The following is a 15,749-nucleotide window of genomic DNA, read 5'->3' as shown; positions in this document are numbered from 1 at the left end:
GAGGTAAGGATTATGGATTTAAACAAATTCACACAAAAATCTGTTCAAGCAATTCAAGATGCGCAAAATACTGCGATAAAATTGGGCAATCCGGAAGTTACGGATGTTCATTTGAGCTATGCGTTGTTGTCTGATTCAGATTCAATAGTTGCAAAGACTATTCAAAAATTGGGCTCAGATTACAAAAAAGTTGTGAGCGCTTTTAATCAAAAAATAGATTCTCTTCCTAAAAACGATAGTCAATCGAGTGTGTACCCTAGCACTGCTTTCCAAAGAATTTTGTTGAAAGCAGAGGACGAAGCTAAGTCAATGGGAGACAGTTTCGTGTCAGTGGAACACATTTTTATGAGTATTTTAGGAGAAAAAAACACTATTAGTGCTGTTTTGTTGAAAGATTATAATGTCAACAAGCAAAACTTCACATCTAATTTGAAAGAATTGAGGGGAAATCAAAAGATAAATACTGATAACCCAGAAGATACAACTGATGTGTTGACAAAATACGGTCGTAACTTGACTGATTTGGCGAAGGAAGGCAAACTTGATCCAGTTATCGGTCGTGACGATGAAATCAGACACAGCGTTAGGATTTTGAGTCGTAGAACGAAGAACAATCCAGTGTTGATTGGTCAACCAGGTGTAGGTAAGACTGCGATTGTGGAAGGCTTGGCGCTTAGAATTGTCAATGACGATGTTCCAGAAACTTTGAGAAACAAATCTATTTTTGCATTGGACATGGGAAGTTTGATTGCCGGTGCGAAATTCAGAGGAGAATTCGAAGAAAGATTGAAGGCTGTGTTGAAAGAAGTTGCAGATTCTGACGGCAAAATCATTATGTTTATCGACGAAATTCACACTTTGGTCGGAGCCGGCAAATCAGAAGGTGCAATGGATGCAGCAAACTTGTTGAAGCCAATGTTAGCACGTGGTGAGATAAGAACAATCGGCGCTACAACGTTGGATGAATACAGAAAATACATCGAAACAGATGGCGCATTGGAAAGAAGATTCCAAAAAGTTTTGGTTGAAGAGCCTTCAGTAGAAGACACGATTTCGATATTACGTGGTATCAAGGACAAATACGAGATTTATCACGGAATTAAAATCACTGACAACGCGGTAATCGCTGCGGCAACTTTGTCGGACAGATATATTACTGACAGATTTTTGCCAGACAAGGCGATTGATTTGATGGACGAAGCAAGTGCGATGGTTAGAACTGAGATAGATTCTATGCCTGAAAGCATCGACGAAACTAAGAGAAAAATATTGCAACTTGAAATCGAACGTGCTGCTTTGAACAAAGAAGACGATGAGATGAGTAAAATCAGACTTGAAAATTTGGAAAAAGAATTGCAAGATACTAAAAACGAGTTTGATGCGATGTATATGGAATGGACTCAACAAAAATCCAAGGTCGACGAAATCAAGGACACAAAATCTGAAATCGAAGCTGTAAAACACGAAATGGAAGAAGCTCAAAGAAAATACGATTTTGAAAAATTGTCAGAGCTTAAATATGGAAAATTAGTCGAACTTGAAAACAAACTCGAAGAATTGAGCAACAAAATGGACGAAGACGACAATTCTATCATCAAAGAAAGCGTAACTGAAGATGAAATCGCAGAAGTTGTTAGCAAGTGGACTTCAATTCCTGTGACAAAATTGGTGGAAACAGAACGTGACAAGATTTTGAACATGGACAAGTTGTTGCACAAGAGAGTTGTGGGGCAAGATGAAGCTGTAACTGCTGTGACTGATGCAATCATCAGAGCTAGAAGCGGTTTGAAATCGCTCAACAGACCAATCGGTTCATTTATATTCCTTGGACCAACTGGTGTTGGTAAGACAGAACTTGCAAAAGCTTTGACTGAAAATATGTTTGATGACGAAAAGAATTTGATTCGTATCGATATGTCAGAATATATGGAAAAACACGCAGTAAGTAGACTTGTGGGAGCTCCTCCAGGATATGTTGGATACGATGAAGGTGGTCAACTAACTGAAGCTGTCAGAAGAAAACCATACTCAGTGATTTTGTTCGACGAAATCGAAAAAGCGCATCCAGATGTGTTCAACATTTTGTTGCAAGTTTTGGATGACGGACGTTTGACTGACAACAAAGGTAGAACTGTCGATTTCAAAAACACAATCATCATTATGACAAGTAATATTGGCTCGATGGATTTGATTGAAGGAATTGACGATCATGGAAATATTTCTGATGAAAGCAGAAATTCTGTAATGGACGAATTGAAATCCAGATTCAAACCAGAATTTTTGAACAGAATTGACGATATCGTAATGTTCAAACCATTGACAAAAGATGATATCTACAAGATTATTGAAAAACAAGTTTCATTGTTGCAAAAACAATTGGAAGACAGACAAATCACTATCGAAATTGACGAATCTGCAGAAGATTTGATTATCGACAAAGCATATGATGTGTTGTACGGTGCAAGACCTGTTAAGAGATTTATCGAATCAAATGTTGAGACAAAACTCGGACGTGAATTGATAAAAGGAACTGTAACTGACAAAGACACTGTCGTTATTACAAATGTAGATGGTGAATTGGGAATTAAAAAGAAATAGATTTAGGAGAATAGGCAGGTGAGAGAGAGCTTGCCTATTTTTTTATTGCATAGATAGTTTCAGCTCAGAAGAAAGCGGAAAACTGATTTACACGAACACACGGGCGAGTAAATTTGTCGCTACACCAAGGTACGGAATAAAAGTCGTAACACGCATCGTCTAACTTACGAAAATTGGCAAATTCTAATCTCGAAATTCTAAAATCTCAAACTCGTGCTACGCACTCAGACAATGAGATTTTTTAACGAATTTCTTCGATTGAATTTGATACAATTTTCTCCAGATGACTCGCTTAGTTACGAGCTTTTATTATCGTGCTACAAAAAATAGGCAAGTTTTATAACAGGGGAGAAGGAGATGAAAAAACTTTGGTGCTGTGTAAAAAGTGGATTACCGATTTTGCTAAGAATATCATCTGGAGAAAATAATTAAAAATCCAAGCGAAGTGACCCGTGAAAATCTCACTCGTGCCAGCCGGAGGTGCACTTGAGATTTTAGGGTCACGAGCGTGAGGATTTTTTTATTTTCGTAAGCTAGATATTCGTGCAAATCGGTTTTGCACTTTTTTGTCGGCACTTAAAACAATCACAACTTAAAACACTCACACTTTGCACCACACGCCCCTTATAGAAAAAAACACAATTTCTTGTTACAATATTAATAGAGACAAATGATTTAAGGCGTAAAATTATAACACGAGGAGTGACAATGAAGGTAAGAAAAGCGGTTATTCCTGCGGCTGGTTTTGGTACGAGGATGCTTCCTGCATCGAAATCTGTTCCGAAGGAGATGCTTCCAATCTACGACAAACCAACTTTGCATCATATTGTAAAGGAGGTTGTGGATTCCGGAATTACGGATATTTTGATTATTATAAGCAAGGATAAGGGATCTATCGAGGATTATTTTGATGTGAATTTTGAATTGGAATACGAATTGAATAAGAAGTCTTCGGAGATATCAAGAGAAATTCACGAGCTTTCGAAGATGGCGAACATCTACACTATTAGGCAGAAGAAGAAAAATGGTCTTGGAGATGCGATAAAATACGCAGAAAGTTTTGTTGGTGGTGAGCCTTTTGCGATTTTGTTGGGTGATGATATTATTTACAATACTTCTGATGAACTTCCTTGTATCAAACAAATGGCTGATATTTACGAAAAAGAAGAGGCGCCGGTTTTGGGTGTGCAAGAAGTTTCGTGGGATGATGTCGATAAGTACGGGATTGTGAATGGTGTGAAGACTTCGGATAGAATTACTGAGGTTGAGTCGTTGGTGGAAAAACCAAGCCGTGAAGAGGCTACGACTAACTTGGCAATTCTTGGAAGATACATTGTAACGCCAGATATTTTTCCAATTCTTCACGAAACAAAACCTGGCAAGAATAACGAAATTCAATTGACTGATGCTTTGAACAAGTTAGCCGAAAAACGCAAGATGATTGCGTATGATTTTATCGGCAAGAGATATGATGTCGGTAACAAGCTTGGGTTTGTGAAGGCTACGGTTGATTTTGCACTTCATGATGACAAAATAAAGGACGAATTGTTGGAATTTTTACGAGAAAAATAATTATTAGCTATTGGCACAAGGTGTCAGTAGTTTTTTTTATTGGAAAACAATTTATTGTGATAAAATAAGACAGAGGTGTGTTATGAATATTGCAATCGTAGATGACGAAGATAATATAAGAAATTTGTATAAGAAATACTGTGAAGAATGGGCAATTATCAATAAAATCGATTTGAAGACTGAACTTTTTACATCTGGTGAGAATTTTATATTCAATTACGATGAAAATGATTATATAGATATTTTATTGTTGGATGTTGAGATGAAAAAAATTAATGGCGTTGAATTATCCAAGAGAATTCGTGAGAAAAATTCCGATATTCAGATTATTTTCATCAGCGGTTATCCAGAATATATCGGATACGGATATGATGTCAATGCTTTGAATTTTTTGATTAAGCCTATAAAAAAGGAGAAACTTTTCGAACTTTTGGACAAGGCGACTAATCAAATGAACAACAAGGAAAAGTTCATTATAGTAAAGAACGACGGGATTAATACGAAGATTTTATCGAAGGATATCTTCAGTTGCATTTCGGACAAAAATTACGTGGATATTTTCGCACAAAATAAAAGTTACAGAGTTAGGATGACGTTGACACAACTATTGGATATGCTGGATGATAGATTTTTCAAGGTGAGTCGTTCGGAAATTATTAATATTGAAAAAATCGCAGAAACAAAGAAGGATTATGTTTTGTTGGAAGATGATAGCAAATTTTTGTTGTCATATGCGAAGTTCAACGAGCTTAACAGAAAAATTATTGAGTTTTATTAGGTGAGATATGAGATTTTTGAGTAAAATTAGGATTTTATTTTCTAAAAAAGATATTTTTGAATATCAACAACAACTGTTGAACACTCATTATCAAGAAGTGGAGAATATGTACCGCGATATCAGAAAATTTCGCCACAATTACAGAAATCACTTGCAAACTTTGCGCTCTTTTGTGGCTGAAAATGATATGGAATCTATCAAGAACTACTTGGATAATTTGGATGAGAATTTGCATTCAATAGCGCCTGTGATTAGGACGGGAAATAGGATGGCGGATGCTATTTTGAATTCCAAGATAACTATGGCGACTAATGAAAATATAAAATGCATTGCCGACTGCAAGATTTCGAATATTTTGGATATAAAAGATATCGATTTGGCGACGATTATTGGGAATTTGTTCGACAATGCGATTGAATCGGTGAGAAATTTGCCAGAAGAGGACAGGTTTATCAGGATTTATATGGATATGAAGGGAAATAAATTATACATTTCATTTACTAACAAGACAAGTAGCGAAAAACAGGAGAAGTTTGGAAGAATTTTCAAGTCGACAAAGGGCGAAAACAGAGGTCTAGGACTTATCAGTATCGACGAAATCGTTGACAAATACGACGGTTACATCAACAGAAATTCAGAGGACAATGCTTTTACGACGGAAATTTTGATATAGTCATCCCTGTTTTTGATATGCTTATCCCTAAAACGTAAATACGATAGTATTTCGGTTAATATATTATTGGGAGGTAATTATGAAGAAAAATTATTCTACAAATGATAATATAAAATTTATGTTCAATCTTGCGTGGAACAACCAAAAAAGTTTGATTTTCATGCTGATAATTATGGCTATCACAACTGCTGGAATTGATATTTTAGAGTTGTACTTTACTCCACAAATTATCAAAATGGTTGAAAACTCACAAGATTTCACAACAATTATGCTTACTGTTGTTGTGTTTGCGGTTTTGATTTTCATATGTTCTGCGACAAAAGAGTCGTTGGATTTGAGGATCTTGCCGAAAAAAATCTACGTGAGAACTTTGATGTTAAATCAATGTATCGATAAATTCTTGTCGATGGATTACGAGATGACTTTGGACAAGAATGTGTTGGATTTATCCGAAAAAGCGAACGTAAACTTAGAAGGAAATGATAAAGCTACAGAACATATCTGGATTACGATGAAAGACGTTTTGTATTTATTAATCAGCACGAGTGTGTATTTGATTTTACTTGCAAGACTTCCTATTTTCATAATTTTGGTGTCGATTATCGCCAGTTTGATTAGTTTTCTGTATTCAAAAAAACTTAAACAATGGAAGTACGATAACAGAAAAACTCAGGCTAAGTTTGAAAAGGAATTCAACTACATTAATTCAGTTAGTAGCCACAAACACGCAAAAGATATCAGAATGTTCGGGCTTGAAAATTGGCTGGAAGATATTTACGACAGCGTTTTTGTAATGTACGATGATTTCTTGAACAAGATGGGCAACAAAATGTTGATGGCAGATTTCTTGGATTGCGTGTTCAACCTTTTGAGAAATTCCATTACATATTATTATCTGATAAATTTTGCAGTAAATGGCAAGATCGATGCAAGTATGTTTTTGTTGGCTTTTTCTGCACAAACAAAATTCGGCTACGATATTCAAAGATTGTTCAATTTTCTCAGTGTGCTTTTTATGGAAGCAAAGGATATTGCAACTGTAAGAGAGTTTGTGGATTTGGAAGAAAAGTTCAAAAAAGACGGAGGAATCGAATTAAATCCAGATGAGGATATTACGATAAAATTCGAAAATGTAGGATATAAATATCCTGGTAGTGATGAATTTGTATTGAAGAATGTGAACTTCCAAGTCAACCCACAAGAAAAGGTCGCTGTTGTTGGACTTAACGGCTCTGGTAAAACTACTTTGATCAAACTTTTGATAGGATTTTTGGATCCAACAGAAGGTCGTGTGCTTGTCAATGGGATTGATTTGAGAGAACTCAACAGAAGAAAATATTATGAGATTTTCTCTGCGGTATTCCAAGATTATTCGATATTGCCGGAAACAATTTACATGAATGTAACTCAATCAAAATCCACAGATGATGTGGAAGGCGTGGAAGAGGTGTTGAAATTAGCAGGACTTTACGATAAGGTTAAGGGATTTCCAAATGGTGTATTCAACACGATTGAAAAATACATCTACCAAGATTCTCCAGTTTTATCAGGTGGGGAAACTCAAAAACTACTTCTTGCGAGAGCTTTGTACAAGAATTCGAAGTTTTTGATATTGGATGAGCCAACAGCAGCGCTTGACCCATTGGCAGAAAGGGACTTGTACAACAAATACAATGAACTAACGAAAAACCACACGTCCGTATTTATTTCTCATAGAATGGCTTCGACGAGATTTTGTGATTACATTTTGTTGATTGGAAATAAGGGGATTGAAGAGCGTGGAACTCACGAGGAATTGATGGAAAAGGGCGGAACGTACAAGTATTTGTTCGACACCCAAGCGAAATATTACAGGGAGGACTACAATGCAAAAGAATCTTAAATTATTCAAAGATACTTGGAGTGTTTTGTGGAAAAATTACAAAAAACTTATCATCAACTACACTCTTAACTGTTTATTCTCAGCTATTTTCCCTTTAATTAGCATTTACGCATCTGCTAGAATGATAGATGGAATTGTCAACAAGATGCCTGTACAATTTGTAGGTAAATGGGCAGTAATTGCGTTGTTGTCAGTGTTTTTCATTCAAATAATTCTTGCTTTGACGAATAAAATCCAAAACACATACAAGGACAAGAAATACGAGATATTTTTTCATATTTTATCCAAAAAATTCAATGAATTAGATTACAAACAATCCCAAGACACAGACATTATCGGAGAAAAATCGAATATAGAACAAAACATAAACATCGGTGAATTCGGAATTATAAGAGTTCTTTACGCATACGATATGATATTGGAGTCTTTATTGGCGATGATAGGTAGTTTGGTGTTGTCGTATCAATTTTTAGCTACGAAATGGAACGCACCAGAAAGTTTTTCGTTTCTAAATAGCGTCTGGATAAATATTTTACTGATTGTAGTGGTTGTATTTTTATCATGGATTTCACAGAAATTCAACGCAAAACAGTTTGAAATTTGGAACAAAATAGCTGAACAAGGAAAATTTGGAAATCGAGTGTTCTCATTTTATTGTTGGCGAATGAAAGATAAAAGCAGGATGCTGGATACGAGAATGTATCGTCAATATAATATTGCAGCTAATATGGTTAATGAATGTGGGATTTTTAATCCTGGTGGATTTTTCGATAGAATTATGTCGACAGAAGGCGTCACTTACAAAATACTCAGCGAATTTTTCTCGAAATTACAAGTTTTGTTGATTTATCTTGTCGTAGTATCCAAATCGTTACTGGGAGCTATTTCAATAGGAATGCTTAGTCAATATTTGGGAAGTTTAATAAATTTTACGAGCAATTTGTCGAAATTCTTGGAAGGAGTTACAATGTACAAGACAAACACTCCGTATGCAGAACTTATGATGGATTATTTGCACAAACAATCGGAATTTTACAATGGAAGTTTGACTACGGAAAAAAGATCCGACAAAAAATACGAAGTCGAATTCAAAAATGTCAGCTTCAAATATCCTGGAACGGACAATTGGGTATTGAAAAATATCAATTTGAAATTCGACCTTGGGAAAAAATTGGCGATTGTAGGGCAAAACGGTTGTGGCAAGACTACTTTTGTGAAGTTGTTGATTAGATTTTACGATGCTACTGAAGGGGAAATCTTGTTGAATGGAATTAACATCAAAAAATACAGATACGATGAGTATTTGAAAATATTCTCAGTTGTATTCCAAGATTTTAATTTGTTCGCATATCCATTGGCGCAAAATATCGCTTCAGGAATGGATTATGACAAAGAAAAAGTAGTTCAATCGCTAAAAGATGTTGGTATGTACGATGATGTTCGAAAATGGGACAAGGGAATCCAAACTTATCTGTACAAAGATATCGACGAAAATGGAATCAGCGTTTCCAAAGGTCAAGAACAAAAAATCGCCATTGCAAGAGCGTTGTACCAAGACAGTCCGTTCTTGATATTGGATGAACCGACTGCGAGCCTTGACCCTATAAGTGAAGCTGAAATTTACGAGAAATTGGGCGAAATAATCAAAGACAGAACTGCAATTTTTATCTCACACAGGTTGTCTAGCTGCAAATTCTCCGACAAAATTATCGTGTTCGACAAGGGAGAAATTGCTGAAACTGGAGATCACGACAGCTTAATAGGCAAGAACGGAATGTACAAAAAATTGTGGGATGCACAGGCGGAATTTTATGTATAAAAAATGATTTTATTTCCTAAATATGTGGTATAATTTTTATTGAGGAGGAAGGTATGAATAAAAAGAAGCTATTGATAGCTTTTCTACTAGCATTTTCAATGACAACAGGAATTAGTTACGCCGAAGAAGAAATTATTTCACCGATAGTTGAAATAAATGACGAACAATTAAATCCCGAAAATAGTTCAAAACAAGAAAATTCTACAGAAAAAGCTGACCAAACAGAAAAAAAGGACGAAGAACAACCAAATGAACAACCAAAAAAGGAAGAACACAAGGAAGTTCTTACGGACAAAAACGTAGCTGAAAGAGTCGAAGGACATGACAGGTTTGAATCTGCAAATAAGATTCACGATGAGTTTTTCGACAAGGCAGAAGAAGTTGTACTTACATCAAGCGATGTGTTTGCGGATGCTATAAGCTCTGGCAACATCACTGACGGTAAAATGCCGATTTTGTACACTGAAGGTTCAAAGCTAAACGAAAAGACTAAAGAACAACTTAAGAACAGAAACATCAAAAAAGTTCACATCATTGGTGGCGAAAAGACAATCAGCAAAGATGTTGAAGAATTTTTGAAAAAAATGGGAATCGAAGTTGAAAGAATCGACGGACATGACAGATACGCTGTCAACGCAAAATTAGCAAAGAATAAGAAAAATGCTGACACATTGGTGTTTGCTAGTGGGGAAAATTATGCAGACAGTTTGAGTTCTGTTGGACTTGCAAACAAAACAAAATCTCCAATTCTTCTAGTACAAAAAAATGTACTACCTACATCAATCAAAGAGTATTTATCATCAATCGATAAGACAAAGATTTTAAAAAGTTATATTGTAGGTGGAACTAACAGCATTAGCGACTCTGTAAAAGCAGAAATCGACAGCATTCTTAATTTGAAATCCACAAGAATTGCAGGTCATGACAGATACAAAACAAGCGTTGAAGTATCCAAAGTAGCTTATCCAAAAGCTAAAAAAGCTATATTTACAACAGGAGAAGTGTATGCAGATGCATTAGCAGCAGCACCAGTTAGTCAAAAAATCGACGCGCCAATTGTTTTAGTTCCAAAAGATAACATTCAATTAGAAAAAGAAGCGAACTCTTCTAACAAAACTCAAACTCATGAAAACTACTTGAAAGGTTTGAATGTAGAAGAAAAATCTTATGTATTTGGCGGCGAAAAATCTATCTCTGATGATTGCTTCACAAATATCAAGAACGCATTATTAAAGAAAGATTTAATTAAAGTTTATAAAACTGATAGAAATGTATTCAGATTAAAAGATTACGTTGTTAACAACAAAGCTATCTCTTTGTTAACAGAAATGAAAGATCAAGCGAAAAAAATTATCGATGTTGCAGTTAATAAGATTTTGAAGGTTGTTAAAGTCGAAGATAAATGGGTTAACTTATCATTCAACGGAATTAACGGATGGGTAAGACCAGAAGGATTCAAATACTACAATCCAAAAGATTTTGCTCCAGTTCACATTACAGTTCCAAATATAATGAACCAAATGAATCCGAAATCTCAACGTGGAATTAGACAAAAAGCAGCGCCAATAGGTTGTGAACCAACAGCAATGTATCACGCATTACAAGCAAAAGGTTATGCGTTAGGTTACACTTACAACGAATTTTTGAATCAACTTCCTATGAACACTAATAATAACAACACAGGTTTTTCAAGAAATCCTTACGTTTGGGATGCTTATTACCACACAAGAGTTATGGCGACATATATGAATCCAGAACCAATGACTAAGTTTGCAAACAGATTTGCAAATGGAAAAGCAGAAAATATTTCTGGTTCAAATATGCGAGATATAATAGCGGAACTTCAAAATGGTAACACAATCATGTACTACGGAACATTAAGATGGGAAAAACCAAAATGGTCAACTAATGTTTACGGAAAGAGATTTTTCGCAAACAACCACGGAATCTGCATCAACGGCTACAATCCAAAAACAAACAGATTCTACATTGCAGATCCTTGGTACTCAAACGAAATCACAAAATCATACAGTGAATTATCTGAAAATTATTTGTCAAGAAGAATGGCAGTAGTAGTAAGATAGATGAATGGTCTCTTTTATAGGGACCATTTTTTATTTATAGTAATAGCAAACTTCATGCACGAATATCTAGACTACTGAAATTGTTGATTTCTAAATCTTAAAATCCTAAAATTTGAAGCACGCTTCTCTTACGCAATCAAATTTTTGACGGATTTTTTCGATTTGAAACCAAAGCAATTTCATCCGTATGATATTCTTAGCATGAATGTTTGCTATATTTGAAAATCTTTTAAGTAAGGAACGATAAAATTGAAAACTTCATGCACTAAATTTTGTTCGCTGAGATTGTTGATTTCTAAATCTTAAAATTGGAAAAATTAAACACAAAATTGTAATAGTTTGTTATAAAAAATTGTGGACTGTTTTGATAGGAGATAACGACATAAAAAGATTTTTACTTTAATACATTTATGATGTATAATATAATTGTAAATACAAAAACGGTATCCATACATAAGGAAACCTAGTATTAATAATGAGAAGGAGAAAAATTATGAAAAACAAAAAAGTATTGGGATTAATGTTAGCAGGAGTAATATTGGCAAACATTATTCCACAAGTGTCATTTGCAGCAAAAGATGTGGATGTTCAAAGAATTAAAGGCAATAATAGATACGACACATCAATCGAAATTAGCAAGCACGCTTTTTCAAAGAGTGACAAGGTTGTGGTGGTTAGCGGCGAAAAATTTGCTGATGCATTGACTGCTGGAAACTTTGCGGATCAAGCACCAATTTTATTGACAGAAAAAGCAGGAGCATCTTCTGATTTGCAAAAAGAAATCGACAGACTTGGAGCAAAAGAAATCATCATTATCGGTGGTAAAGGATCTGTATCTGAAAGTGTAGAAAAAACACTAAAAATTCAAGGTAAAAAAATCACTAGAATTTCTGGAAATGACAGATACGAAACATCAACAAAAGTAGCTGAAGCATTAAATGCTAAGAACAATATCGTATTGGCTAATGGTGAAAAGTTCGCTGATGCTTTGTCTGCAGCTCCTTACGCTATTTCAAAAAACAAAACTCTTGTATTAACTAACGGAAAAACCTTGCCAAAAGGCGTTGAAGCAAAAGATATCAGCACTATAATTGGCGGCAAAAATTCTGTAAGTATTAAAGGATTGGAAAATGTAGCAAGAATTTCCGGCAAGAACAGAAATGATACTTCAATTGAAGTAATGAAACAAATCGGTACAACTGAAAAAGCTGTAATCGCTGATGGAAGAGATTATCCAGACGCTTTATCAGCAGCACCACTTGCAGTTAAAATGAATTCAGGGATTTTATTATCTGACGATTCAGCAATTGACAGCATAAAATCTTTTATAGACAAAAACGGAATTAAACAAGTAACTATAATTGGTGGAGAAAAATCAGTTTCAAAAACTCAATACGAAAAATTAACTGGAGAATATAAACCGGAAAAGAAACCAGAAAAGAAACCAGAAAAGAAACCAGAACAAAAACCAAATACTGAAGGAAAAAGAGTAAAAGACACTAATCTTTCTAACTTCAATATCAACACACCTCTTTCATTAAGAGAAGAAGAATTAGCTAAAAAAATCAACGACTATCGTAAATCAAAAGGATTGAAGCCATTAAAAGTTTCTAAGTCATTGACATTTGTTGCAAGGACTCACAACAACGACCAAAACAAATACTACAGCGAAAGTTGGAAGGACAGTAGAGGAATAGCAGCAAATCTTCACAGTTGGTCAAATCACGGAAAATGGAAACCGGTAATGTATACACCAGATCACAAATACCAAGAAGGAATGTGGAATAAACCAAAAGAATTGACAAACTTCAAAGTTGACGGATACGAAATTTCTGCGATGAGTGATTTCACAACAGATGATGCAGCATCAAGAGCACTTAATATTTGGAAGAATTCCCAAGGTCACAACAAAGTTATCGTTGGAGAAGAAAACTGGAATACGATTAGTGTGATGGGAGTTTCAATTAACGGTGGTTATGCTGATATTTGGTTTGCAGATGAAACTAACGATCCAGCAGGATTCCATAAATAAAATTTAGGGAGGCTTTGAGCCTCTCTTTTTTTAGGAAAATTTTCCTGTTTTTCTTTATCCACTGAATTTGATATGATATAATTGTTAAGGAAAATACTTAGGGGGTTTTTATGGGAGAATATAATATATTTGATATTTTGGGACCTGTAATGATTGGACCTTCTAGCTCTCACACTGCAGGTGCTTGTAGAATTGCAAAGACTGCTCTTTTGATTGCTGGAAATGAGTTCACAAAAGTTGAGTTTGATCTTCATGGATCATTTGCGAAAACTTACAAGGGTCACGGTACAGACAGAGCCTTATTAGCTGGTGTATTGGGAATTGAACCAGATGACATTAGACTTAGAGATTCATTTGCGATAGCTGAACAAAGAGGAATTGACTATGTTTTCAGAGAAGCTGACTTAGGGGATGTGCATCCAAATACTGCGAAGATTACATTTACATACGAAGATGGAACTACTATGTACATCGTTGGCTCATCAATCGGTGGAGGAAATATTGAAATCATAGATATCAACGGAATAGCTGTTCAATTTACAGGAAGCTATCCTACCATTTTATTGAAATACGTGGATGTAAGAGGAATTATTGCGGATATTTCTTCAGAACTTGCCAGAAATGGTTACAACATCGAAGGAATGAAGACGTTGAAACATGACGGAATAGTAACTTTGATTGTTGAATTAGACAAAAATATCGGCGAAGATTTGACAGAAAATTTATTGAAAGACGATAGATTTCTTTTCACAAAATATATTCAACGAAATTAAGGAGAGTTTATGTTTGATACATCATTAGAAATAATCAATACAGTTAAGAGGGAAAACAGACCTTTTTACGAATACGTTATAGAAATAGAAAACGAAAGAACTGGCAAATCTGAAGAATTCATCAGAAGTGAATTGTCACATATGCTAGATGTTATGGAAAAATCTGCGACAGATTTCTTGGAAACACCTTCAGTGACTAATCAAAAAATGATAGACGGATTTGCACATAAAATGCACGTTTATGCAAATGAAAATGAACCAATAGTAGGACAATTTACAGCAGAAGCAATGGCGATGGCTTTTTCAACATTGGAAATCAGTGCGGCTATGGGAAAAATCGTAGCATCACCTACTGCAGGTTCGTCGGGAATTTTGCCAGCAGCTCTTATGAGTTTTAAACAAAGATACAACTGCTCACACGACGAACTTATCGATGCAATGTTAGTAGCTATCGGTGTTGGACAATTGTTGGGAAAATACGCAACATTTTCTGGCGCTGACGGAGGTTGCCAAGCAGAAACAGGATCTGCAGCAGCGATGGCAGCAGGTGCATTGATATTTTTAAGAGGTGGATCTATTGAGCAAATATTCCACGGAGCATCATTTGCAATACTACATGTATTGGGACTTGTATGCGACCCAATCGCAGGACTTGTAGAATATCCTTGCACATTCAGAAATGCAATGGGAGTTACAAACGCAATGATTAGTGCCGATATGGCATTGGCAGGAATCACAAGTATAGTTCCATTCGAAGAAGTGTGCCAAGCAATGAGAAAAGTCGGCAAAACTCTTCCACCATCATTGAGAGAAACAGGAATGGGTGGAGTTGCAGGAACAAAAACTGGTCAAGATATCAGAAGAAGATTTTTGGGATCTTGCAACATCAGTGATGACGTCGAAGATTAAAACAAAAAATTATCCACAAGATTTTCAAAATCTTGTGGATTTTTTAATTGAACTATTTGTTTTTGTTTACACTTTTTGCAATCAAAATCGCCAACACGAATGATATCACGATTTCAAAAGGCATATTCGTAGCGACAATTCCTCCAAGAAAATATTGTGCTTTGACATGCATAACGCTTTCGATTTGCTTTGAATGACAAATAAACGCCATTCCTAAAACACCAACTGTGTTCATAACACTTCCACAAATCGCTGGAATTCCGTATCGAATCACATCGTTTTTGTCTCTTAATTTGTTGTAAACTTGATAAGTCACAACAGCTATCAAAACTCTTGGAAGCACAGAAACCAATGGATTGTAGAACATAAATGAAAGAATTGTCGGCGCAATAATATTATTTATCAATGAAAACAAACCGAACAATAATCCCACGAATAAACTAACCCAAGGTCCTGCAACCAAAGCAGCAACAATAGTTGGAATATGTAGTGTAGTCACTCTAACTGGTCCAATCGGAATCATTCCCAAAGGAGTAAGTCCAAGAACGATAGTCAAAGCACCAAATACTCCGATTTTAGTCAAATCTTTTGTAGTTAATTTCATTTTTTCCCCCTTAAATCATTTATAC

11 protein-coding genes are annotated in these 15,749 nt (G+C 35.3%); 10 read left to right on the top strand and 1 reads right to left on the bottom strand.

What is annotated here, in order from left to right; genetic code table 11:
• Positions 1-12: 12 nt before the first annotated feature.
• The 10 genes from clpB (at position 13) to sdaAA (ending at position 15,120) form a co-directional block, all read left to right on the top strand.
• Positions 13-2,598 carry an ATP-dependent chaperone ClpB gene (gene clpB, locus ABDJ34_RS02815; protein ID WP_412701285.1) on the top strand — a complete coding sequence of 862 codons (2,586 nt, stop codon included), beginning with the start codon at positions 13-15 and terminating at the stop codon, positions 2,596-2,598.
• A 708-nt stretch (positions 2,599-3,306) separates the two neighbouring features.
• Positions 3,307-4,170, top strand: a complete 864-nt coding sequence (galU, locus tag ABDJ34_RS02810; protein WP_294685371.1) for a UTP--glucose-1-phosphate uridylyltransferase GalU — start codon at positions 3,307-3,309, stop codon at positions 4,168-4,170.
• Between the two features lie 82 nt (positions 4,171-4,252).
• Complete coding sequence (locus ABDJ34_RS02805) at positions 4,253-4,948, top strand: LytR/AlgR family response regulator transcription factor (RefSeq protein WP_412701284.1); 696 nt, start codon at positions 4,253-4,255, stop codon at positions 4,946-4,948.
• A gap of 7 nt (positions 4,949-4,955) precedes the next feature.
• A complete protein-coding gene (locus ABDJ34_RS02800) occupies positions 4,956-5,621 on the top strand; it encodes a sensor histidine kinase (protein WP_412701283.1) in 666 nt (221 codons plus the stop codon).
• A gap of 79 nt (positions 5,622-5,700) precedes the next feature.
• Positions 5,701-7,503 (top strand): ABC transporter ATP-binding protein, encoded by a 1,803-nt coding sequence (locus ABDJ34_RS02795; RefSeq protein WP_412701282.1) that lies wholly within the window; start codon positions 5,701-5,703, stop codon positions 7,501-7,503.
• Positions 7,487-9,322, top strand: a complete 1,836-nt coding sequence (locus tag ABDJ34_RS02790; RefSeq protein WP_412701281.1) for an ABC transporter ATP-binding protein — start codon at positions 7,487-7,489, stop codon at positions 9,320-9,322. Before ABDJ34_RS02795 ends, ABDJ34_RS02790 begins: the two co-directional genes overlap by 17 nt.
• A gap of 53 nt (positions 9,323-9,375) precedes the next feature.
• Entirely contained in the window at positions 9,376-11,406 is a 2,031-nt protein-coding gene (locus ABDJ34_RS02785) for a cell wall-binding repeat-containing protein (RefSeq protein ID WP_412701280.1), read from the top strand.
• A 493-nt stretch (positions 11,407-11,899) separates the two neighbouring features.
• Positions 11,900-13,438, top strand: coding sequence for a cell wall-binding repeat-containing protein (locus ABDJ34_RS02780; protein ID WP_412701279.1), 1,539 nt, complete (start codon positions 11,900-11,902; stop codon positions 13,436-13,438).
• Positions 13,439-13,548: 110 nt separating this feature from the next.
• Complete coding sequence (gene sdaAB / locus ABDJ34_RS02775; RefSeq protein WP_102164111.1) at positions 13,549-14,211, top strand: L-serine ammonia-lyase, iron-sulfur-dependent subunit beta; 663 nt, start codon at positions 13,549-13,551, stop codon at positions 14,209-14,211.
• Positions 14,212-14,220: 9 nt separating this feature from the next.
• Complete coding sequence (gene sdaAA, locus ABDJ34_RS02770; protein ID WP_316531494.1) at positions 14,221-15,120, top strand: L-serine ammonia-lyase, iron-sulfur-dependent, subunit alpha; 900 nt, start codon at positions 14,221-14,223, stop codon at positions 15,118-15,120.
• A 52-nt stretch (positions 15,121-15,172) separates the two neighbouring features.
• On the opposite strand, the gene ABDJ34_RS02765 is transcribed toward sdaAA, so the two are convergent.
• Complete coding sequence (locus ABDJ34_RS02765) at positions 15,173-15,724, bottom strand: ECF transporter S component (RefSeq protein WP_094207714.1); 552 nt, start codon at positions 15,722-15,724, stop codon at positions 15,173-15,175.
• Positions 15,725-15,749: the final 25 nt, after the last annotated feature.

This window comes from Finegoldia dalianensis (assembly GCF_046255015.1).
Classification (GTDB): domain Bacteria; phylum Bacillota; class Clostridia; order Tissierellales; family Peptoniphilaceae; genus Finegoldia; species Finegoldia magna.
The sequence above is the reverse complement of the archived record's forward strand: the minus strand, read 5'-3'. Positions and strand labels throughout refer to the sequence as shown.

What these genes read in the sequence shown, in the direction of transcription:
- ABDJ34_RS02785 (WP_412701280.1), top strand. Translation starts at nt 9,376, where the DNA reads ATGAATAAAAAGAAGCTATTGATAGCTTTTCTACTAGCATTTTCAATG.
- ABDJ34_RS02795 (WP_412701282.1), top strand. Translation starts at nt 5,701, where the DNA reads ATGAAGAAAAATTATTCTACAAATGATAATATAAAATTTATGTTCAAT.
- ABDJ34_RS02790 (WP_412701281.1), top strand. Translation starts at nt 7,487, where the DNA reads ATGCAAAAGAATCTTAAATTATTCAAAGATACTTGGAGTGTTTTGTGG.
- galU (WP_294685371.1), top strand. Translation starts at nt 3,307, where the DNA reads ATGAAGGTAAGAAAAGCGGTTATTCCTGCGGCTGGTTTTGGTACGAGG.
- ABDJ34_RS02765 (WP_094207714.1), bottom strand. Translation starts at nt 15,724, where the DNA reads ATGAAATTAACTACAAAAGATTTGACTAAAATCGGAGTATTTGGTGCT.
- sdaAA (WP_316531494.1), top strand. Translation starts at nt 14,221, where the DNA reads ATGTTTGATACATCATTAGAAATAATCAATACAGTTAAGAGGGAAAAC.
- ABDJ34_RS02805 (WP_412701284.1), top strand. Translation starts at nt 4,253, where the DNA reads ATGAATATTGCAATCGTAGATGACGAAGATAATATAAGAAATTTGTAT.
- ABDJ34_RS02800 (WP_412701283.1), top strand. Translation starts at nt 4,956, where the DNA reads ATGAGATTTTTGAGTAAAATTAGGATTTTATTTTCTAAAAAAGATATT.
- ABDJ34_RS02780 (WP_412701279.1), top strand. Translation starts at nt 11,900, where the DNA reads ATGAAAAACAAAAAAGTATTGGGATTAATGTTAGCAGGAGTAATATTG.
- clpB (WP_412701285.1), top strand. Translation starts at nt 13, where the DNA reads ATGGATTTAAACAAATTCACACAAAAATCTGTTCAAGCAATTCAAGAT.
- sdaAB (WP_102164111.1), top strand. Translation starts at nt 13,549, where the DNA reads ATGGGAGAATATAATATATTTGATATTTTGGGACCTGTAATGATTGGA.